Below are 18,899 nucleotides of genomic sequence, written 5' to 3'. Positions count from 1 at the left end.
TATATTTAATGCCAATTATTTATTCGGGGAGGACGGGTTATGCCGGGTACACATCGGGGGAATGTCATCGAGTTCGGGGTGCTCTACCGAGAGTTAGAGCCCTTTGAGACCAAACCGCAGGCCAAAAAAATTCTTGAAGCGGACGGCGCCAACCTGGTACTCCTCGAGTTTAATACCGGCCAGGTGTGGAGCGAACACCACAGCGTACACCCCATCGTGGTGCAGGTCCTTAAGGGAAAGGTGAGTTTTGCGGTGAAGGGGGACACGATCACCCTGGTACCGGGCAAACCCATCCACCTTACGGCTCATCTGCTGCACGAGCTAACGGCCCTGGAACCCAGCACCGTCATGGTGACCATGCTGACCGGGGAGTCGCACCCGGAACCGGCTATCAATATTGAGGCCCAGCAGCACTAGGACATTCCGCCCGTCCTGCCGCAGGGCACGATGGGCGGGTAAAGCCCAGTAATCACCGCGTACCGCAGGGTGGCCCTCGGGCGGCAGGTTTCCGCTAGTCCAGATGCACCTGGGTGGGATTGAGTACCCGGGAGAGAAAATTCTGGGTGCGCTGCTGCCGAGGGTCACCGATAACACTGTCGGCGCTACCCTCTTCAACCACCACACCGCCGTCCATAAAAACCACCCGGTCGGCAACGTCGCGGGCAAAAGCCATCTCGTGGGTCACCACGATCATGGTCATTCCCTCGTCGGCTAGCTCCCGCATGATGGCAAGAACATCGCCCACGGTCTCGGGGTCAAGCGCGCTGGTGGGTTCGTCAAAAAGCATGAGCTGCGGGTCCATGGAGAGGGCGCGGGCGATGGCTACCCGCTGTTGCTGGCCGCCAGAGAGCTGATCGGGGTAGCGGTCAGCTTTATCCGCAAGACCCACCCGTTCAAGGTGCTTGCGCGCTGTCTTCTGGGCGGAGTCCCGGGTGCGTTTGAGCACCTTGATCTGGGCAACCGTGCAGTTTTCAAGCACGGTTAGGTGGGGGAAGAGATTAAACTGCTGAAAGACCATGCCCACGGTTTGGCGCATGGCGTTGACATCCACGTCGGGGTCGGTCACCTCAAAACCGGCGAGACGGATACTGCCGCTGTTGGGCTGCTCTAGCAGGTTGACGCAGCGGAGCAGGGTGGATTTACCGGACCCGGAGGGGCCGATGAGGCAGACTACTTCGCCGGGCTCGACCCGCATGTCAATACCCTTGAGCACCTCCACTTTTCCGTAGGACTTGTGCAGGTTGGTGATCTGGACCGACGCATGTGCGGCCGCGGTTGTGGCTGTCATTAAAACTCCTTCAAAATTTTTATACGGCTACTTGAGTGAGCGGGCCTTGGTTTTCTTCTCAAAATAGCGGGCGAGCAGGCCCAGAGGAATCGTGATAATCAGGTAGCAGACACCGGCAACCACCAGGGGGGTCAGGCCCGCGCCTGCCGCCGAGAGGCCTTCACGGCCAAATTTGGCCAGCTCGTACTGGCTGACCGTCATACCCAGCAGGTAGACCAGGGAGGAGTCCTTGGTGAGCAGAATAACCTCGTTGGTGAGCGGGGGCAGAACAATCCTCAGCGCCTGCGGGATGATGATGGTCACCATGGCGCGGGTGTGACTCATGCCCAGGGTGCGTGCGGCCTCGTACTGGCCCCGCGGAACCGCCTCCAGGCCCGCGCGCAGCACCTCGGCGATGTAGGCCGCTGAGACCATACCTAAAGCCAGGGTGACCGTGGCGTAGCTGTTAAAACGTACCTGAAAAGCCAACGGTATGCCGTAGCCGAAAGCCAGGAAAACCAGCAGCGCGGGTAGGCCGCGAAAAAGCTCAATATAGAGGGTGGAGATCCAGCGGTAGGGGGCGATCTGAGAAATTTTCATGAGCGAGAGGAGCACGCCCAGCGAAAGACCCAGGGCAAAGCCCAGGCAGGTATAGATAACGGTGTTTTTGAGCGCTACGGTGATGACCTGGGGAAACTGGTCGGCAATAATCTCGGGGTTAAAAACCTGCCGTACCAGCGTGCCCCAGTCGGCACCAAGAATAAGAACCAGGGCAAGGATAACGAGCACAGCGTACTGTGCCCACCTACCATACTGCTGTTTTTGGCGAAGGGTCAGTGCCATCAGAGTTTCCAATCGTGAGAGTGTCTTGAGATTTAAGAATGGTGTGCGGTGGCAGAGCTGTTCGGGCTGTCCTCAAGGCCCAGCCATTTTTGCTGGAGCTCTGCAAGCTGTCCGCTGTCCTTGAGACGGGTGATCACCCGGTTGGCCTGCTCCAGCATCGCCGGGTTGGAGGTGGACACCGTGCCGGCAATCTGCTCACCGGTGTGGATCTCCTCAACAATGTCGAGGGAGGAATTATCGGTCAGGGCGGCCGAGAGAATCGAGATGTTGGCGACCACCGCATCAACCTGGCCGGTTTGTAATGCCTGGATCATGAGCGCAGAATCCTCATACTGCACCACGTCGGCACCGTATTCGGCGGCGTAGTCTTCACCCGAGGTGGCCTGCTGGGCCCCCACACGTTTGCCCGAGATATGATTGACCGAGGAGATTTCTGACCCCTGAGGTACCAGCAGCGCCAGATTGTCGTCCAGGTAGGGTTCGGTAAAGCTCATCTTGGTTTTACGTTCGTCGGTGACGGTGATCCCGGCAAAGGAGATGTCGCACTGGCCGGTGATCAGTGAGGCCGCGGAGTCTATACCCTCAAAGCCGGTGGAGGCCATATTGAGTTCGACACCCATATCGCTGGCGATGGCCCGGGCGATGTCGGCATCGAAGCCCACTATTTCTCCGTCCTGTTCAAACTCGAAGGGCTTGTAAGGCGGGTTGGTGCAGACGGTCAGTTGGCCGTCGTGGACCAGGTTGATGGAACCGTCGGGGTTGGTTCCCGCGGTGGATTCGCAGCCGGTGAGTGCCAGGGCAGAGATCGCGGCCAAGGCCAGGGGTTTCCCTGCGCGCGGTGGTAGGTGCATGTAGGGTTCCTTCCGGGTAATGTTGCGGTCGTGTAGACGGGGTAGTGAAAAATTATACATACATATGTAAAAAATTACATTACGCGTGTCCGGGGAGCATAGCTCTCAACACCCTCGTTGCCGACTGCAACCCGCGGTGTGATGTTTGGCGGCAAACATGACACAATGACAGGGTGAACCGTGCAGACCTCCACAAAGACACCGCAGACATCGCCTCAATGTTTGATCGCGTAGCACAACGCTACGACCTCATGAACGGAATACTCTCCGGCGGCCAGCACATCCGCTGGCGCACAAAAACCGTGGAAGCCGTAGACGCTGTAGCTGGCCAGCGAATCCTCGATATTGCCACCGGAACCGGCGCCTCCGCCGAGCCCTTTGCCAATATCGGGGCCGACGTGATCGCCGCCGACCTCTCCGAGGGAATGCTGGCGGTGGGCCGACAGCGGCGGCCAGACATCACCTTCGTGCAGGCAGACGTCACCAACCTCCCCTTTGCCGATGAAGAATTTGACGCGGTCACCATGTCCTACGGGCTGCGCAATGTCGCCGACTACCCCCGCGCCCTGCGCGAACTGCTGCGGGTCACCAAACCCGGCGGGCGGATAGTCGTGCTGGAATTCTCGCACCCCACCTTCGCCCCCTTCCGCACCGTGTACAAAAACTACATTATGCGGGTTATCCCTCCGGTGGCGCGAGCCATCTCATCTAACCCAGAATCATACGTTTATCTGGCAGAATCTATTATTGACTGGCCCAACCAGGACTCGCTGGCACGCACCTTTGAAGAGGCCGGGTGGCGCGGGGTCAAATACCGCAACCTCAGCGGCGGAATCGTGGCTATCCACCGCGGCTTTAAACCGGGCCGCGGTCTGGCCTCACACTAGATCGCACGAACAGATAGAGAATAAAGAATCGTGACCAATATGCAGCCTTCGTCGTCGGCAAACTCCGTGTCTGAGCTTTTTGCCGACCTTGATTTTGATCTGCCCCAGGGGTTTGAAATCATCGCCCGTGATAACAAGCTTGGCCCGCAGATTCTTGAATCCCTGGCCGAGATTGAGAAGCGGCTGGCCCGCGCGGTGGCACAGACCTCACGTATCGCCGATGTCGCCTCCCGGCACCTACTCGACGCCGGCGGCAAACGGGTGCGCCCCCTGCTCACCCTGCTGGCGGCAGCGGCCGGCGGCGAAATCAACGACGACGTGCTCGACGCCGCCGTGGTGGTTGAACTCACCCACCTGGCCACTCTCTACCACGATGACGTGATGGACGATGCCCCCAAGCGTCGCGGTGTCGATACCGCCCAGAATATTTGGGGTAACTCGGTGGCGATCCTAACCGGTGACCTTATTTTTTCGCGGGCCTCGCTCATGGTAACCGAGCTGGGGCAGCGGCCCATGGCGGTTCAGGCACAGACCTTTGAGCGGCTGGTGCTGGGACAGCTTTTTGAGACCACCGGCCCCGAGCCCGGGGAGGATATTCTCTCCCACTACCTCAAGGTGGTGCAGGGTAAAACCGGATCGCTGATTGCCGCCGCCGGCTCCTACGGCACCATTCTGACCGGTGCCCCCGAGGCGACCGTTCAGATGCTCGCCCGCTACGGTGAGCTGGTGGGGGTTGCTTTCCAGCTCGCCGATGACGTGATTGATGTGACGGCAGAGGGTGCGCGCTCGGGTAAAACCCCCGGTACCGATCTGCGCGAGGGTGTGCCCACCCTACCCACCATCCTTCTGGAGCAGGAGGCTGCCGCCGGAGATACCGAGGCGCAGCGGGTGCTACACCTGGTGCGGGGCGATCTCACCGATGATGAGGCGCTGGCACAGGCTGTTGCCGAGCTTTCTGCTCACCCGGTGACCGAACGTTCCTGGCAGATTGCCTACCGGTGGGCCGACGACGCAATCGAGGCCATTGACCCCCTCCCCGATTCCACCGTTAAAGAGGCTCTGCGGTCTTTCGCGCACGCGGTGGTACACCGCCAAAGCTAGCACGCCGGCACTCTCGCGTATCAGTATGCGAGAAAATCCGGCGAAATTATCCGTTTTGTGGTGTGGGCGGGTAGATTTCTCACGTTAGAGCGGCTTCCCGCGGGCGGCTGCTGTCTCACCCGCATTTGTATTTTGAGTAGCATAACCGAGGTAACCCATGGCAGCCAGTGCTCAGGCACCCAAGAAGCGCGAGAGCTTCTCTAGCCGTAAAGTTTTTATTTTCGCCGCGATTGGCTCCGCTGTGGGTCTGGGTAATATTTGGCGTTTTCCCTATGTCACCTACGATAACGGTGGTGGTGCTTTCATGATCCCCTACCTGGTGGCGCTGTTGACTGCCGGGCTTCCTTTCCTCTTCTTTGACTATGCTGTGGGCCACCGCGGCCGCGCTTCCTCGCCGCTGTCCTTCCGCAGGCTCAACCGCAAGACCGAGTTTATTGGCTGGTGGCACATGGGCATCAACGCGGTGATCGCCATCTACTACGCGGCTATTCTCGCCTGGGCGCTGCGCTACATGATTTTTTCTTTCGACCGTGCCTGGGGCGATGACCCGGCGGCTTTCTTCACGACCGGCTTCCTCCGGGCCGGGGACCCGGGACTGTCTACGACTTTTGTCCCCGGCGTGCTGATCCCTATCGCCTTGATCTGGGCTGTTCTACTGGTGGTGATGTCCCTGGGCGTACAAAGGGGGGTTGGTGCGGCCAACGTGATTTTTATCCCCCTGCTCATCGTGATGTTTGTGGCTTTGGTGGTGTACTCCCTGACCCTCGACGGCGCTGTGCAGGGCCTGAACGCCCTGTTTACCCCCGACTGGTCCGCCCTCACCCAGCCACAGGTGTGGGTTGCCGCCTACGGGCAAATTTTCTTCTCGCTCTCAATCGGCTTTGGCATTATGGTCACCTACTCGTCCTATCTCAAGACCAAGACGGATCTCACCGGCTCCGGTGCCGTGGTGGGTTTTGCCAATTCCGGTTTTGAGCTACTCGCCGGTATCGGCGTGTTCGCCGCCCTGGGCTTTATGGCCCAGGCCAGCGGCTCGCAGGTCTCCGAGGTCGCAACCTCCGGTATTGGCCTGGCCTTTATCGCCTTCCCCACCATCATTTCGCAGGCACCGGCGGGCGCCCTGATCGGCCTGCTCTTTTTTGGCTCGCTCCTGTTTGCGGGGTTCACCTCCATGATTTCTGTGGTGGAGGTGATCGTTGCCGGTATCCAGGATAAGTTCGATATGGCCAGGGTGCAGGCAACCCTGTTTGTGGGGGTTCCCCTAGCGGCGCTATCGATCCTTTTGATGCCCACCGAGTCCGGGCTCTACGTGCTGGATATCCTCGATAACTTTGTAAACCAGTTCGGTATTTTGCTGGCCGGCCTGGTCTCGATCTTTACGCTCTCCTACCTGGTGCGTGCTCTGCCGGTGCTGCGAGACCACCTCAACCGCTACAGCTCCATTAGGGTGGGCCCTATCTGGATGTTTCTGCTGGCCCTGGTGACCCCGATTATTCTGGGATACAGCCTGATCTCCACCTTTGTGAACCTGCTCAACGAACCCTATGAGGGCTACCCGTCGTCTCTCATCAATATTTTTGGCTGGGGCATGGTGGTGTTCTTGCTTGTTCTGGCCGTGGTGGTTTCTTTCCTACCCTGGTCGCGCACATCTCGGGCGGCACATAAACCGCCGGCACCGCCGGTAGCGGCCGGAAAAGTTCTTCACAACCACGTTGACCCTTCCCGGTCAAGGCACGGTGCCACCGGTGCAGGAGTAGAGGAGGTATAGCTGTGACTAGCGAAGCAATCATGATGCTCATCGTCTCGATCGTGACTATCTGGGGAGGGCTGGTGCTGGCCATCGTCAACCTCGCCCGCCATCCCGAAGAGCCGGAGGATGTCGGGGGTCTGGAAGCCGCAAACCCGCCGGTTGATTGAGACGGGTCAGGGCTTTTGGCCGGGGCCTGCGGTCTTGGTAGGTTTGTCGGCGGGTGAGGCCCCGTCCCGCGCCCGTGCGGCCCGTACCGAGTCGAGACCAAAGAGTAAGCAGGCACACCAGATTACGATAAAGCCCAAGAGCCTTTCGGGGCTCAGCGGCTCATGAAAGACATAGAGCGCAATCAGAAACTGTAGGGTGGGGCTGATGTACTGTATCATTCCCACCACGCTCAGCGGCAGGCGCGATACCGCGTGGGCAAAGAGCAGCAGTGGCAGGGCAGTGATGACCCCCGATGCTGCAAGCACCCCAAAGTGGCCGGCGCCGTGGGAGAACAGGGTAAGTGTCCCTGCCCGCGCTAGCGCTATGAGAGCGGCTGCGGCTATCGGTGCGAGGAAGAGAGACTCCAGGGTAAAGGAGTGCAGCGGAGATATCCTTCCACCCACCTTTGATTTGACCAGGCCGTAAAAACCGAAAGATGCCGCCAACCCCAAACCGATCCACGGTATGCGACCGTAGAGAACGCTCATGGAGACCACCGCGGCCCCGGCGAGTACCACCGCCAGCCACTGCACCGGCCTCAGCCTTTCGCCCAGAAAAATTACGCCCAGAAAAACCGACACCAGAGGGTTGATAAAGTATCCGAGCGATGCTTCGAGCGTATTTCCGCTGGTCACCGCTAGCACGTAGATCGTCCAGTTAGCACCCACCAGAAGAGACGCCACAATCAGAGGAAATAAGAGCGACCTCTGCCATAGTGTTCCTTTGAGCCGGGTGAGCCCACCACCCAGTACTACGGTGAGGAGAGCACAAAAAATGAGCGAGAACAGCACCCGCACCGCAACCACCTCAAAGGCGCTTGCCGGTGGGGTTACAGCAAAATAGAGCGGGAGCAAACCCCAGATGAGGTGGGTGGCCAGGATCGAGGGGTAGCCTCTCGAGAATAACCGCGATAGCCGGGCACCGGCTGTAAAACGCTCCATGCACGGAATCCTTTCTTGCGTCTCGTTCGCTGAAATTATCATAAAAAATTCCCCCACCCGGTCGACCGGGTGGGGGAATTGTGGGAAGACTAGAGCCCGAAGAAACGGGAGAAGAAACCCTTCTTTTCTTTCTCTTTGGTCTCTTTGTTCTCTGCCCGCTGTGCCTCCTCGTCCGGGTCGGGCGAAGAGCTTCCCCTGAAGGCTGCCGGACGCTGCTGTTGGGAGTCACGGTCGCTGTCGGAGGATTCCGGGGCGGTCTGCTGAGCCGCAGAATCGGAAACGGCGGGGGCCGGTTCGGGGTCGGAGAGAATCGCATCCTCAGCAATGGTGGCGGTGGTGACCCTACCCGGTTCGGCAAACTCGTTGGGATCCTGATCGTAGGGCCGGTCGGTATCGGGGTAGACCCTGTCGGTGGTCACCACTCCCGCGGTCTCCTCGGCCGGTACTGTATCGGCTGCTACATGTTCTGTCTCGGCCGCGGCAGCCTCTGCCCGTGCCCGCTGTCGAACCTCCGCGGCGTGTGCTTCTTCTCGGGTAGCAACCTGGGCGGCTGACTCGTTGGTGGCAACCCGCTCCATCTCCAGGCGCTCGTCGGCCAGCCGGGCCTGTAAGGCGGCAGCCTCTTCGGCGCAGCGGGCAAGTTCCCGGGCGTCGGCCTGGGGCTCAGCCGCCTCAATACCCGATATCACACCCCCGTCAAACCAGAGCCGGAGGGCACCGTCGGAGGCGGTGATAATGGCGGTGGCCTCGGTATCCCAGGCGATGTGGGCACCGCGCAGGCGTGCATAGCTGTCCACCGCTTTCTGCTGATTAACAATGGTGTTGTTCTTGAGCGACTCGGCCATGACCCTGCCCATGCGGTTCACGGTGGGTGCCTCCAGGGTCAGGGCCTGCCCGCTCACCAGAATCCATGCGCGCACGCCGGCACCGGCGGATACGGGGTAGTGGGCGTAGATACCGGTCAGCGCCTTGGCGGCCAGGGTGAGGCGGCGGGCCAGGCCATCTGAGAGTTCCAGCTCATCGGAGGTCAGTTCGGGAATTTCTTGCCGGGCACCGGCCTCCCGGGTCTGGATAGCCGCCGATACCACGGAGTGAGGAAAGTGGCCGAGCTCTTGCCAGGACCAAATCCAGGAGCCGCGGTTCTCAGATTCGCTCCCCAAAAGGTAGGGGGTTAGCTGCACGGAGCTATCGGACTGAAGGGTGAAAGACGGTGCTGAGAAGTCTATAGACCAGTCGGAGCCGCCGCTTATCTCGGCGAGGCGGGCCTGGTATTCGGTGGAGATAAAGATTGATTCGTCGATCAGATCCTGCAGGGATGTAGTCATGCTGTTAAGGCTAGCAACGATTACGCGGCAAGGCGTGTTTATTTGGCCCAAAAAAGAATATCGTGGGCGCATGTGGGGTGGCCCGGAGGAGTTTCCTTACCGGGAAGAATGCTATTTTAATAGAGGCGGTCGCCCCACCGTGCTGCCGCCCGCAAACATATGCCCTGGGCACGGTATGTAAGCCCACCCTTTTCCAGGAAAGTTGAGATGACCCAGACTCCTCGTTTTACACCGGCGGAAAGACCCGCCAAACTGCAAGAAGCCCTCAACTCTATCGGCAGCTGGCTTCTTGGCACGGTAAAAGCTGAGCCCGGCTGGAACGAACTTGTCCTCGATATTAAACCGCTCACGGGCACCGTATTTGTTCGTATCACCGAAAACCGCGGCGACGAGGACTATGTGGGTAGCGTGGGTCCGCTGCGCTCGGATTCGCGGGTACTTCCGGACATCGAGAAGCTGCAGCACGCCGCCTATGACGAACACCGGGGAACCTGGTTTAGTGCCACGGTGGTGATAGCGGCTAAAGACTGGCCTCACCCCGACTATCAGATCGGTGCGGCCTACCACCGGCAGGCCGAACCAGAAAACTGGGACGGGGAGGGGAGACTCACCAGCCGTGAGCTGCGCGAACACCTGGAACTTTTTCCCCGCGATGACGACCAGATGCCCGAATGGGCCCGGGTACGGTTGCAGGGTAGACGCGGCTCCTCAGCTGCCGATCGCAGCGACGGTCCTGAGGTTCCCAACCCCTATCTGGTGAGCGCCCTGCAAGACATCGTGCCCGGCCAGCGCACCGATGCCGGTGTCATCAACGTTCTACGGGCCTCCCTGGGCGGCGACCTCCTGCTCGATATATCCGACTCCGATTTTTCCTCCGAGGCGCACCAGCCCGGGGCTGAGCCCGTTATCCGCTCCAGGGTGCTACGGTTGGCTAACTCGATGCGCGCCCTGTGCGTCTACTCCAGCTCCGAGCACCTGATCGCCGGGTACCGCCGGCAGCAGTCCTCAGAAGCCGGTGGAGAGCCGACGATCATGCGCGACAGCTCAACCAAGATCTATACTGACTTTTTACAAGACGAGACCCTTGACCTGGTTGTTGTCGACCCGGGGACAGAGCACGAAACCTTCATTGAAAAGCCCCAGATCGGTTGGGTGATCTCCACACCCTTCAACGATGGCGCCAAACGTGCCCTCATGGAAGGAAACATGGAGCAGCTTCTGGCCACCCTGGTGTCACCGGGTTCTTTCCTCCTCATGGGCGTGCGGGTAGGCACAGATTCACCAATTTTTGTCCCCTCCACCACGGGGGAGGAGCCCGAGACCATGCTGGCCTTCACCTCCGCCGTGGAGGTGGCCAGCGTCGACCCCCAGCTACAGGTGCGCAGTGCCCCCGCGCTGGACGTCCTCAAATTTGCCGTACAGCTGGGGGCAACCAGTCTCAGGATCAACGCGACCAACCCGTCGGCAACCCTGCCGATAGACCAGATCCGCGAACTCGTGGAGATCGTGGACTCGGCGGTATCCTAGGCCTGCTGCGCCAGAGCCTCGTTGACTGCCTCGCGAACCCGGGCGCCCAGCTCCTCGTGGACGGAAGCCCAGTAGCCAAAGGCTGCCTCGCGTACCCGCTCGTCAGATACGCTGCTCACGCTACCGGCGATATTAGCCACCAGGCGGGAGCGCTCGGCGTCGTCCATCACCTCGGCGTAGAGGGCGCGTGCCTGCCCGAAATCGTCGTCTTCGGAGTGCAGGGTTTGTGCCGCGCGAACCAGGGCGCCATCTGACTCCCAGGAGCCCTCACCGGCACGCTCGGCGTCGGCGTGGGGGCCACCGAAGCCGTTGGGGGCGTAGGTGGGGGTCTGCGGCGAGTTGAAGTCATAGCGCATAGACCCGTCAATACTGTAGTTGTTGACCGGTGCGTTCTTGGCACTGTTGACCGGTAGCTGGGTGAAATTGGTGCCCACACGGTAACGGTGCGCATCGGGGTAGGAGAAGATACGACCCATGAGCATCTTATCGGGAGAAGCCGCGATACCGGGTACAAAGTTCGAGGGCGAAAAAGCCGCCTGCTCGACCTCTGCAAAAAAGTTATTGGGATTCTCGTTCAGAGTCATGGTGCCCACCTTGATCAGCGGATAGTCGGAGTGCGGCCACACCTTGGTGATATCAAAGGGGTTGAAACGGTAGGTCTTGGCATCCTCGTAGGGCATCACCTGCACGTAGAGGGTCCACGAGGGGTAGTCACCGCGCTCAATAGCGTCAAACAGGTCCCGGCGGTGGTGGTCGGGGTCTTCACCGGCGATCCTCTGAGCCTCCTCGCTGGTGAGAAACTCGTTGCCCTGGTTGGTCTTGAAATGGTACTGGACCCAGAACCGCTCACCGTCGGCGTTGATCCACTGGTAGGTGTGGGAGCTGAAACCGTCCATATGCCGCAGGGTCTTGGGCAGCCCCCGATCTCCCATGAGCCAGGTCACCTGGTGGGCGGATTCGGTGCGCTTACTCCAAAAATCCCACTGCATGGTGTCATCGTGCAACCCGGTTTGCGGGTTCCTCTTCTGGGTGTGAATAAAATCGGGAAACTTGATGGCATCGCGAATAAAGAAAATGGGGGTGTTGTTTCCCACCATGTCGTAGTTACCCTCGGTGGTGTAGAACTTGAGGGCAAAGCCGCGGGGGTCACGCACGGTATCGGCAAACCCCTGCTCGCCGGCAACGGTTGAAAAACGGGCCAGCATATCGGTCTTAACACCGGGCTGAAAGAGCGCCGCCCGGGTATACATGGAGACATCTTCGGTGGTCTCAAAGACACCGTAGGCACCGGTACCTTTGGCGTGAACCACTCGCTCGGGTACGCGCTCGCGGTTGAACTGCGCGAGTTTTTCTACCGCGTAACCGTCGTGGAGCACGATGGGTCCGTCTGCGCCCACGCTCAGTGAGTGGTCATCGGAGGCCACCGGGGTTCCGGTGCTGGTGGTGGTAAAGCTTCCGGTCTGTCGGGGTTGGTGAGCAACCATTCTGTTTCTTCCTATCTGTTCTGTGGTGATATGCATTGCCGTCGGCAGTGCACTGAACCGGGCATTGCCCGGAAACTTGTTAGGTCTGAGGGATGAGGCCTTTGTCGCGGGCGGTTTGCTGCTGGTCTGCGGCGAGCTGTGCCTCTTCAGCGGTTTGGCAGCTGGAACAGATCCCCCGGTAGAGCACCTCTGCTGAGAGCAGGGCCATGCCGTGAAAGTTGTTGGGGGTGAGGCAGGGAGCTTCTCCCACTGAGCAGTCGACGTCTTCAACTTTTCCGCAGCGGATACAAAAGGCGTGGTGGTGGTTGTCGCCGGTCCTGGTCTCGTAGAGCGCCGGTGTTGCGGGAGGCTCAAAACGTCGGAGCATACCGATGTCTACGAGGTCGGTGAGGATAACGTAGACCGACTGGACGGTGATGGTCGGTAGCTCGGTGCGGACCGCGGTCACTATTTCTTCTGCGGTTGAGTGCGGGTGGTTTTGGACAGCCTCGAGCACGGCCAGTCTTTGCTTGGTGATTCTGCGTCCTCTGTCGCGAAGTGTGGTGGACCAGGAGTCTCTGAGCATGTCGGGGGTGAGTCGTTGTGCTGGGAGCATTGGTGGGCTTTCTGGGTTGCTGTTGCTTACCCCTCCAGATTATTTTGATTTACTCAGAATAACAAGCGGACCGGCTGGGGTTTAGGTCACCGTCCGCGCCACCCCCTACCCATCCCGGTTGGCAAAACATGAACCATGTGCGGATAAAACCCCTAGTCAGAGGATGGCAAAACTTGATAACAAAAGTTTTTTAAAAAATTTTCAGTTTTTCCGTCATAATTTACCCGTGAGTAACTCTTAATGGGTGACGGCGTAAAAAACCGTTGCTTGATACGTGGGAACCAGCTGCCACCACCCAGGAATGCTCCTGATCGCACCGGTGGGTCAACAGCGGGTGAGGGGAATGGAGATTCTCCGCTAAGCGTTGTAAAGCTAGAGAGTTTTGAGGTTGGGGAACCTCGAAACGGTAAAGAAATAAATAGGGGGACACGGAAGCAAAATTAGGGATTGCTTCTTGTGCGAGCTGTCAAGCGGTGTTCATTCGCAGGTTCACCGTATGGGGAAGATGGCTCGGGGCAAACGCTTCACCTTGGGTGGTGAAGCCCCGCCAGAGGGGACTGGTGGGTTCATAGGATGATCGGCCGTTGGCTTGATGGGTAAGGCCTCCCATTGAGCCCGCGGCGATACCTCCTGCCACAGACGGGTTACACACCGCGAAAATGATGTATATTGTTAGATGATAGGTTGCCTGTTTGAACTTATATGCTGCGACCTACGCTAGACCACACAAACTATAGGTAAGAAGTTTTTTTACCAGCTCACCGGGGATTTTTTAGTCATGCAAACGCCGCACACGCTTACAGGTTCTGAGCGAACTGACGAAGCTCTACTGTTGTCGGTTCGCGGGGGCGACATTAAATCATTTGGCGAACTCTACGAACGCTACTACGGTAGGGCTCGAGCCATAGCTTACCGGCACACCAGTGATGCTGCGCGGGTCGACGATATTGTCTCTGAGGCTTTTGCCCGTATTCTGCAGGCCCTGAAAAACGGTAAGGGCCCGCACTCGTACATGGGCGGTTACCTGGCAACCACTATTGCTCACCTGGCCGGTGAATACGGGATGCTTGCCTCGCATGAGGTACCCAGTGAGCAGGATCACCTGGAATCTATGGGGACTCTTGATGAGACCGTGATGAAGCTGCACGAATCTGACGAGGTGATTTCCGCTTTCACGTCGCTACCTGAGCGCTGGCAGACCGTGCTCTGGATGACAGAGATAGAGGCTAAAAAACCCCGTGAGGTGGCCGCCGCTCTCAATCTTTCCCCCAATGCCGTGTCGGCGCTGGCTATTCGGGCTAGGGAAAGTCTCAAAGAGGGCTACCTGCGCGCCCACCAGAACTCGCCGACCACACCCGAGTGCAACCGTTTCTCAACCTATATCAGCTCCTATGTGCGCGGCTCTCTGAGCCAGAAACGCTCCGATGCTCTGCGCAGCCACATGGGTGACTGCCCGCACTGTACCGCCGAGTATCTCTACCTGGTGGGTATCAACAAGTCTATGCGCAGCTGGGTTTTTCCCGTGCTGTCCGGCCTGTCTCTGTGGACAACCGATGGGGCCGCGGTTTTCTCGACAGCTGCTATCGGTGCTGCCGGGGCGGGTACAGGTGCGGGTGCAGCCGCTTTGAGCGGTGCCGGTGCTTCGTCGTCTTCTGCGGCTGCCGCATCTTTTTCGGTGCTGTCTCCTAAAACCTGGGGGAGCGGGGCCCAGCTTGCAGCCGGGGCCGCGGCGGTCACAGCAGCCTCAATTGCTGTGGCCAGTGGCGCTATGCTGATGGGCTCGGGGCAGGGCACTATTGCTGCCGAGTCGATGGGTAGTGGGGATTCCATGTCTGCCCCCGGCGGACTGGGCCCCGGGGGCGGGAATACCGGTTCGCAGCCGACTCCGCTGGGTGCCGAGTTCAGCGATACCGCCCGAGCCTCGGAGCGCGAGGCCCAGAACGCCTCAAGCAGGTCATCACACGGAGGCGGTAAGGGTTCAGATCAGCTGCCCGCCAGCTCAAGCGGTGTAGCGCTGGGCGCGACGGCGGGGGCTGAAACCAGCATGGCCGAGAGCCTGACGGGTGCCGGCGGCGGTGTAACTCAGGGTTTTGGGTCTGTGCTGACCACTCCCGGTGTCGGTGCTTCCTCGGGGATAACCGGCGGTGAGTCTGCTGCCGGTGCAGGGCTTCCCTCTTCCGCCGGTGACACGGGGCAGGCAGACTCCGGCGATACGTCCGGTGCTGTAGCTACTGCTGCCCCTGACCCGGGGGCATCCTCGAGTGCCGGACCCACTCCCGGAACTTCAGGTTCTACCCCCACCACCGAGCCCGGCGACGGGGGCAACACCGGCACCGCCAGCCCCACCACGCCCGCGGAGACCCCCGGTGGGAATACCGGGTCAGATACTGCTACCGACCCCACGCCCACACCTACACCCACCGAACCGACGGATGATAGCGGTGTTGTTCCCGGCTGGTACGGGAGCGCCGAATACCTCCAGTGGTACAGCGAAATCCCCTGGAGCGCGGTGGGCGATAGCTCTCTGACCACCAACCGGCTCTGCGTTGTCAACTATGTTGATGCCACCGGCCAAGAAAACACCGGTTACACCTATCTGCCGCAGCAGATCCTGAATAGCCAGTACACCAACTACACACTGGCTGCCTACTTCGGCTGGCAGTCCATTACCGGTATAAGCTGCGTCTAACTAGTTATTTTGTTGAGTTTTTGCGTAATGCCGGGTGAGTTTTAAGCAGCTATTTTAAGTCCTGTTAGCAGTTAGGATCCTGCTGACAGAAGGGTTGCCCTTGTAATAAAGCTCTATCCAGTGGAGATGAATAGTTTTCCGGAAGTTAGTAACGGCATGTGGCGTTATTTCAAAGAGGGTCTGTCTGCTTCAACGTCATGGGAGACATGTTCAGGCTATGGCATGTTGCGGTTTTTAGTATTTCATTGTCTTGGTGCAAGTCCAGCTTTTCTTATTTGAGTTGTCTGTTTTCTTGTTGGGTTCGATGCTCGTCGCTGGTACCTCGGATGGCATAGCATGACCGCTCCGCGGCATGAGAGTAGTAGCAGAGATACCTAGTTTGGTGGCAACGCCTTTGATGGCTTATATCATGAAAATTATCTCATATCCTTGGAATCTGACGTGTTGCATGTTACATTGGTATCGGTAGGGAGAGGTGGAATCCCTACCCGGCTTCTATTTGAGGTCGATAGCATAGGTCCAGAAGGGATACATTATGGCAGCTGATGACAAGACTCAGGATATGGGTAACTTCGAGTCGGATTTTACATGGTCTGATGTCAAGATTGTGGACGACACGGAGTCACTCTTCTTCGGCGGAGCAATGAACGCTAAAATGTAGTATGAATTACTAGATCAGATAGGTGGGTTACTCTTTGAGTAACCCACCTATACCACCTCAAGTAAAGGGGAAGTATGATCGTTCTAGGACTCAATGGGTATTTAAACGCAGATCATGATGCATCTGCCGCTCTCGTAATCGACGGATCTGTAATTTCAGCCGTGGAGGAGGAACGATTAACGCGCTGTAAAAGAGCGCCAGGATTCACTCCAATAAACGCTACCAAAGAAGTGCTTTCCTTGGGAGGTATCCAAGCTGAAGAAGTAGATGCAATTGCTTACCCTTGGCGTCCGGATCTACTTAAGAGATCTGTTCATAAAGAACGGGAGTGTATTGTTGAGAATCTTAGATCTAACGGTATATCAGTTAGATCTAATGTTGCTGTTGAGTTTATTCAGCACCATGAAGCGCATGCGTGGTCAGGACTTATTTTTATCGATCCAGATCGGAGGGCTAATTGCCAACTTCTTATCCTTGATGGATCAGGCGAGGACTCTTCAGGAGCTATATTTCGCTACGATGGAAAAGACCTTATACAAGAAACAGTTTTCTCCATCGAGTCTTCAGCGGGTGTTATGTATGAAGCCGCTACTGGGCTTGCGGGATTTCGTTGGGGTGAGGAAGGAAAACTAATGGGAATTTCCTCATATGTGGATCAAGAAATGCTTTCTCGTTCATGCGTGACTCAAATAAAACAATGTATCGCTCAAGAGACGACTGTACTCAGGAAGCCAGTAACAACTGATGTGTATACGGCAACGTTGTATAAATGGAAACAGAAACTAGCGAATATTAGAGATTCTGCTAGTAGTACGTTTATCCGTCGTGCGTATATGGCCTCTGTAGTTCAGACAGCTTTAGAAGAACGGATTTCAGAATTAGTAAATATGCTGCATTCGCAGATTATTGTTTTAGCTGGTGGCACTGCTTTAAATTGCGCCAGTAATGGGAAACTCGCATTAACCCTCCAAAAAAAGGGGCAGGAGCTTGTCATTCCACCTTGTGCTAATGATTCTGGAGTTGCTCTTGGTGCAGCTATAGCCCTTTCTGCGAGGACGGAGGTAATCCAGTATGTTGATTCTGCATTTATGGGACGTTTTGTCGGTCATGCTGAAGCCATACAGATTGGGTATAACGATGGAATTAATATATCCGAGGTCAGTCCTGCTGATGTAGCAGAGAGGCTTGCTGAAGGATATGTAATTGGTTGGATTGATGGCCGGGCGGAGATTGGTCCTAGGGCTCTTGGAGCAAGATCTATTATAGCAGATCCGTCATCCACGCGTATTCGCGATATCGTAAATATTATGAAGAGGCGAGAGACTTGGCGTCCCTTAGCTCCGTCAGTAAGCTTTCCTGAGTTTAGTCGTTCTTTTGCAGGGGTACCTAATGATTTCATGTTGCAAGCAGCTGTAGTGAAAGAAAATGTTACTGGACTTGAGGGAGTTACTCATGTGGATGGTACTGCTAGGCCCCAAGTCGTAAAACAAAAACAGGATTCATATCTGAAAGTTATTACGACGCTAGGTGAGTTGAAAAGTGGACCTCACGCTGTTGTATGTACTTCATTTAACTCAGCTGGTGAGCCTATGGTCTACTCTATGGTCGATGGAATACAAAGTGCTCGAAGTATGGGGTTGCATGCGCTAGCTGGTGATGGGTGGCTGATTGAATTGCGAGGAGAAAAAACTGATGGATACAGATAATAAAATCAATGTTCTGGGTAGAGAAGCTCGAATCATTCTGGAAGGTTGCAACCAAAATATATTAAATTCACCTTACGCTCTATCAAAAATTGTTCGGGATGCTTGTTCAGCTCTCGGTGTAGAAATTCGTTCGGAGACGTGTCATGTATTTGAACCGCATGGAGTATCTGTAGTAGCTATCTTGGCTGAATCTCACTGTGCGCTTCACACTTGGCCAGAAGCAGAACTCCGCATAGCCACGGTAGATATCTTTACATGTGGGAGAGCAGACCCAGTGAGCATTGTACCTCAAATAACAAGAGCTTTGGGTGCGGTATCGTCTAGCTTCACTGTAACGGAGCGTTCTGTCACTAATACCCCGGCGGTCTCTACCTATCCGGGTTTCCCAGAGTATGTTCTCATGGCGCCCCCTTATGGGCATTTTGCCTGTCCTACTTTCAGACGTGGTATTGGTCGTGAATATATGTTAGAGCCTGAAGGACTCAGTTGGGCACGATTCTTTTCATCTGATGAATATAAACCTCCCACGGGTAAGGATATTCTTTTACTACATCCATGCTCTTGGGCAAAACCTTATGATTTTTCTGAGTATATTGCGCGTTTAAGAAGTATTATTGATCAGCATAAAAGGGTCCATCGCGTTATCATTTCGAATGTTGGACTTGTTCCGTATGAATATCAGATGAATGAATTTTTCTGTAGCTACGATTATATGGATGTTTCCGGAGGGAAATCATCGGTAGGGGAAGACCCCCGTGTACTATTTCATGATCTAACTGCGGAACGAATACATGAATATTTAACTGCGCATAAGGATCATTATAAAGCTGTCGTATTGTTGGGGCATCCTGTCGCTCATGGATACCATGAGGCCGTCTCTAGTACAGCAAAAGAGTATGGTATCCCGGGATTTCAGGTACCTCGAGCGGATACATATAGAATTGCGTTAAAAGAGAGCAAGGATGAGAAGGACATCGATGCACCTCTGTTCACTATGCGGTCATTAAGAGAGCTCTCGAGAAGACTTATCGCCCTTGAGAGGATCGTCGATAGGAAGGAGTAGGT

At 56.9% G+C, this 18,899-nt stretch carries 17 protein-coding genes; 10 read left to right on the top strand and 7 right to left on the bottom strand.

Features of this window, described 5'->3' with window-relative positions; translation table 11 throughout:
- The first annotated feature begins 39 nt into the window (after nt 1-39).
- Complete coding sequence (locus tag ACS1BR_RS04055; protein ID WP_463560216.1) at nt 40-417, top strand: cupin domain-containing protein; 378 nt, start codon at nt 40-42, stop codon at nt 415-417.
- Nucleotides 418-511: 94 nt separating this feature from the next.
- Here ACS1BR_RS04055 and ACS1BR_RS04050 read toward each other — a convergent pair whose 3' ends face one another.
- From ACS1BR_RS04050 to ACS1BR_RS04040, 3 genes are read right to left on the bottom strand one after another with little or no spacing between them, the layout of a single operon-like run.
- On the bottom strand, nt 512-1,288 hold the full coding sequence (locus ACS1BR_RS04050) for an amino acid ABC transporter ATP-binding protein (RefSeq protein WP_463560214.1): 777 nt from the start codon (nt 1,286-1,288) through the stop codon (nt 512-514).
- Between the two features lie 27 nt (nt 1,289-1,315).
- Nucleotides 1,316-2,110 carry an amino acid ABC transporter permease gene (locus tag ACS1BR_RS04045; RefSeq protein WP_463560211.1) on the bottom strand — a complete coding sequence of 265 codons (795 nt, stop codon included), beginning with the start codon at nt 2,108-2,110 and terminating at the stop codon, nt 1,316-1,318.
- 32 nt (nt 2,111-2,142) lie between these two features.
- The gene (locus ACS1BR_RS04040) at nt 2,143-2,961 is read right to left on the bottom strand and encodes an ABC transporter substrate-binding protein (protein ID WP_463560209.1); all 819 of its coding nucleotides are present in this window, start codon (nt 2,959-2,961) and stop codon (nt 2,143-2,145) included.
- 173 nt (nt 2,962-3,134) lie between these two features.
- On the opposite strand from ACS1BR_RS04040, the gene ACS1BR_RS04035 reads away from it, so the two are divergent.
- From ACS1BR_RS04035 to ACS1BR_RS04020, 4 genes are all read left to right on the top strand, one after another.
- A complete protein-coding gene (locus ACS1BR_RS04035; RefSeq protein WP_463560207.1) occupies nt 3,135-3,848 on the top strand; it encodes a demethylmenaquinone methyltransferase in 714 nt (237 codons plus the stop codon).
- Between the two features lie 39 nt (nt 3,849-3,887).
- Nucleotides 3,888-4,949 carry a polyprenyl synthetase family protein gene (locus tag ACS1BR_RS04030; protein WP_463560324.1) on the top strand — a complete coding sequence of 354 codons (1,062 nt, stop codon included), beginning with the start codon at nt 3,888-3,890 and terminating at the stop codon, nt 4,947-4,949.
- Nucleotides 4,950-5,106: 157 nt separating this feature from the next.
- The gene (locus tag ACS1BR_RS04025) at nt 5,107-6,717 is read left to right on the top strand and encodes a sodium-dependent transporter (RefSeq protein ID WP_463560205.1); all 1,611 of its coding nucleotides are present in this window, start codon (nt 5,107-5,109) and stop codon (nt 6,715-6,717) included.
- A gap of 2 nt (nt 6,718-6,719) precedes the next feature.
- Nucleotides 6,720-6,866 carry a methionine/alanine import family NSS transporter small subunit gene (locus tag ACS1BR_RS04020; protein WP_463560203.1) on the top strand — a complete coding sequence of 49 codons (147 nt, stop codon included), beginning with the start codon at nt 6,720-6,722 and terminating at the stop codon, nt 6,864-6,866.
- Nucleotides 6,867-6,872: 6 nt separating this feature from the next.
- On the opposite strand, the gene rarD is transcribed toward ACS1BR_RS04020, so the two are convergent.
- On the bottom strand, nt 6,873-7,847 hold the full coding sequence (rarD, locus tag ACS1BR_RS04015) for an EamA family transporter RarD (RefSeq protein WP_463560202.1): 975 nt from the start codon (nt 7,845-7,847) through the stop codon (nt 6,873-6,875).
- Nucleotides 7,848-7,936: 89 nt separating this feature from the next.
- Nucleotides 7,937-9,172, bottom strand: a complete 1,236-nt coding sequence (locus tag ACS1BR_RS04010) for a DUF6882 domain-containing protein (RefSeq protein WP_463560200.1) — start codon at nt 9,170-9,172, stop codon at nt 7,937-7,939.
- 207 nt (nt 9,173-9,379) lie between these two features.
- Here ACS1BR_RS04010 and ACS1BR_RS04005 point away from each other — a divergent pair, with 207 nt between their 5' ends.
- On the top strand, nt 9,380-10,699 hold the full coding sequence (locus ACS1BR_RS04005; RefSeq protein ID WP_463560198.1) for an SseB family protein: 1,320 nt from the start codon (nt 9,380-9,382) through the stop codon (nt 10,697-10,699).
- Here ACS1BR_RS04005 and ACS1BR_RS04000 read toward each other — a convergent pair.
- Nucleotides 10,696-12,183, bottom strand: a complete 1,488-nt coding sequence (locus tag ACS1BR_RS04000) for a catalase (RefSeq protein ID WP_463560196.1) — start codon at nt 12,181-12,183, stop codon at nt 10,696-10,698. The genes ACS1BR_RS04005 and ACS1BR_RS04000 overlap by 4 nt on opposite strands.
- Nucleotides 12,184-12,262: 79 nt before the next feature.
- Nucleotides 12,263-12,778, bottom strand: coding sequence for a Fur family transcriptional regulator (locus tag ACS1BR_RS03995; protein ID WP_463560194.1), 516 nt, complete (start codon nt 12,776-12,778; stop codon nt 12,263-12,265).
- 778 nt (nt 12,779-13,556) lie between these two features.
- On the opposite strand from ACS1BR_RS03995, the gene ACS1BR_RS03990 reads away from it, so the two are divergent.
- The 4 genes from ACS1BR_RS03990 (at nt 13,557) to speD (ending at nt 18,897) form a co-directional block, all read left to right on the top strand.
- Nucleotides 13,557-15,467 (top strand): RNA polymerase sigma factor, encoded by a 1,911-nt coding sequence (locus ACS1BR_RS03990; protein WP_463560192.1) that lies wholly within the window; start codon nt 13,557-13,559, stop codon nt 15,465-15,467.
- Between the two features lie 535 nt (nt 15,468-16,002).
- Nucleotides 16,003-16,128: a hypothetical protein gene (locus ACS1BR_RS03985; RefSeq protein WP_463560189.1), complete on the top strand. Its 126-nt coding sequence runs from the start codon at nt 16,003-16,005 to the stop codon at nt 16,126-16,128.
- Between the two features lie 74 nt (nt 16,129-16,202).
- Nucleotides 16,203-17,834, top strand: a complete 1,632-nt coding sequence (locus ACS1BR_RS03980; protein WP_463560186.1) for a carbamoyltransferase C-terminal domain-containing protein — start codon at nt 16,203-16,205, stop codon at nt 17,832-17,834.
- Nucleotides 17,821-18,897 carry an adenosylmethionine decarboxylase gene (speD, locus tag ACS1BR_RS03975; RefSeq protein WP_463560184.1) on the top strand — a complete coding sequence of 359 codons (1,077 nt, stop codon included), beginning with the start codon at nt 17,821-17,823 and terminating at the stop codon, nt 18,895-18,897. The genes ACS1BR_RS03980 and speD overlap by 14 nt, the downstream gene beginning before the upstream one ends.
- Nucleotides 18,898-18,899 lie beyond the last annotated feature (2 nt).

The sequence above is a fragment of the Rothia sp. 18CD1-1 genome, assembly GCF_055285355.1.
Note: the sequence above shows the minus strand (reverse complement) of the source record. Positions and strands in the feature narration are given on the sequence as shown.

What these genes read in the sequence shown, in the direction of transcription:
- ACS1BR_RS04040 (WP_463560209.1), bottom strand. Translation starts at nt 2,961, where the DNA reads ATGCACCTACCACCGCGCGCAGGGAAACCCCTGGCCTTGGCCGCGATC.
- ACS1BR_RS04045 (WP_463560211.1), bottom strand. Translation starts at nt 2,110, where the DNA reads ATGGCACTGACCCTTCGCCAAAAACAGCAGTATGGTAGGTGGGCACAG.
- ACS1BR_RS04005 (WP_463560198.1), top strand. Translation starts at nt 9,380, where the DNA reads ATGACCCAGACTCCTCGTTTTACACCGGCGGAAAGACCCGCCAAACTG.
- ACS1BR_RS03995 (WP_463560194.1), bottom strand. Translation starts at nt 12,778, where the DNA reads ATGCTCCCAGCACAACGACTCACCCCCGACATGCTCAGAGACTCCTGG.
- ACS1BR_RS03990 (WP_463560192.1), top strand. Translation starts at nt 13,557, where the DNA reads ATGCAAACGCCGCACACGCTTACAGGTTCTGAGCGAACTGACGAAGCT.
- ACS1BR_RS04055 (WP_463560216.1), top strand. Translation starts at nt 40, where the DNA reads ATGCCGGGTACACATCGGGGGAATGTCATCGAGTTCGGGGTGCTCTAC.
- ACS1BR_RS03980 (WP_463560186.1), top strand. Translation starts at nt 16,203, where the DNA reads ATGATCGTTCTAGGACTCAATGGGTATTTAAACGCAGATCATGATGCA.
- ACS1BR_RS04025 (WP_463560205.1), top strand. Translation starts at nt 5,107, where the DNA reads ATGGCAGCCAGTGCTCAGGCACCCAAGAAGCGCGAGAGCTTCTCTAGC.
- ACS1BR_RS04050 (WP_463560214.1), bottom strand. Translation starts at nt 1,288, where the DNA reads ATGACAGCCACAACCGCGGCCGCACATGCGTCGGTCCAGATCACCAAC.
- speD (WP_463560184.1), top strand. Translation starts at nt 17,821, where the DNA reads ATGGATACAGATAATAAAATCAATGTTCTGGGTAGAGAAGCTCGAATC.
- ACS1BR_RS04010 (WP_463560200.1), bottom strand. Translation starts at nt 9,172, where the DNA reads ATGACTACATCCCTGCAGGATCTGATCGACGAATCAATCTTTATCTCC.
- ACS1BR_RS04000 (WP_463560196.1), bottom strand. Translation starts at nt 12,183, where the DNA reads ATGGTTGCTCACCAACCCCGACAGACCGGAAGCTTTACCACCACCAGC.
- rarD (WP_463560202.1), bottom strand. Translation starts at nt 7,847, where the DNA reads ATGGAGCGTTTTACAGCCGGTGCCCGGCTATCGCGGTTATTCTCGAGA.
- ACS1BR_RS04030 (WP_463560324.1), top strand. Translation starts at nt 3,888, where the DNA reads ATGCAGCCTTCGTCGTCGGCAAACTCCGTGTCTGAGCTTTTTGCCGAC.
- ACS1BR_RS03985 (WP_463560189.1), top strand. Translation starts at nt 16,003, where the DNA reads ATGGCAGCTGATGACAAGACTCAGGATATGGGTAACTTCGAGTCGGAT.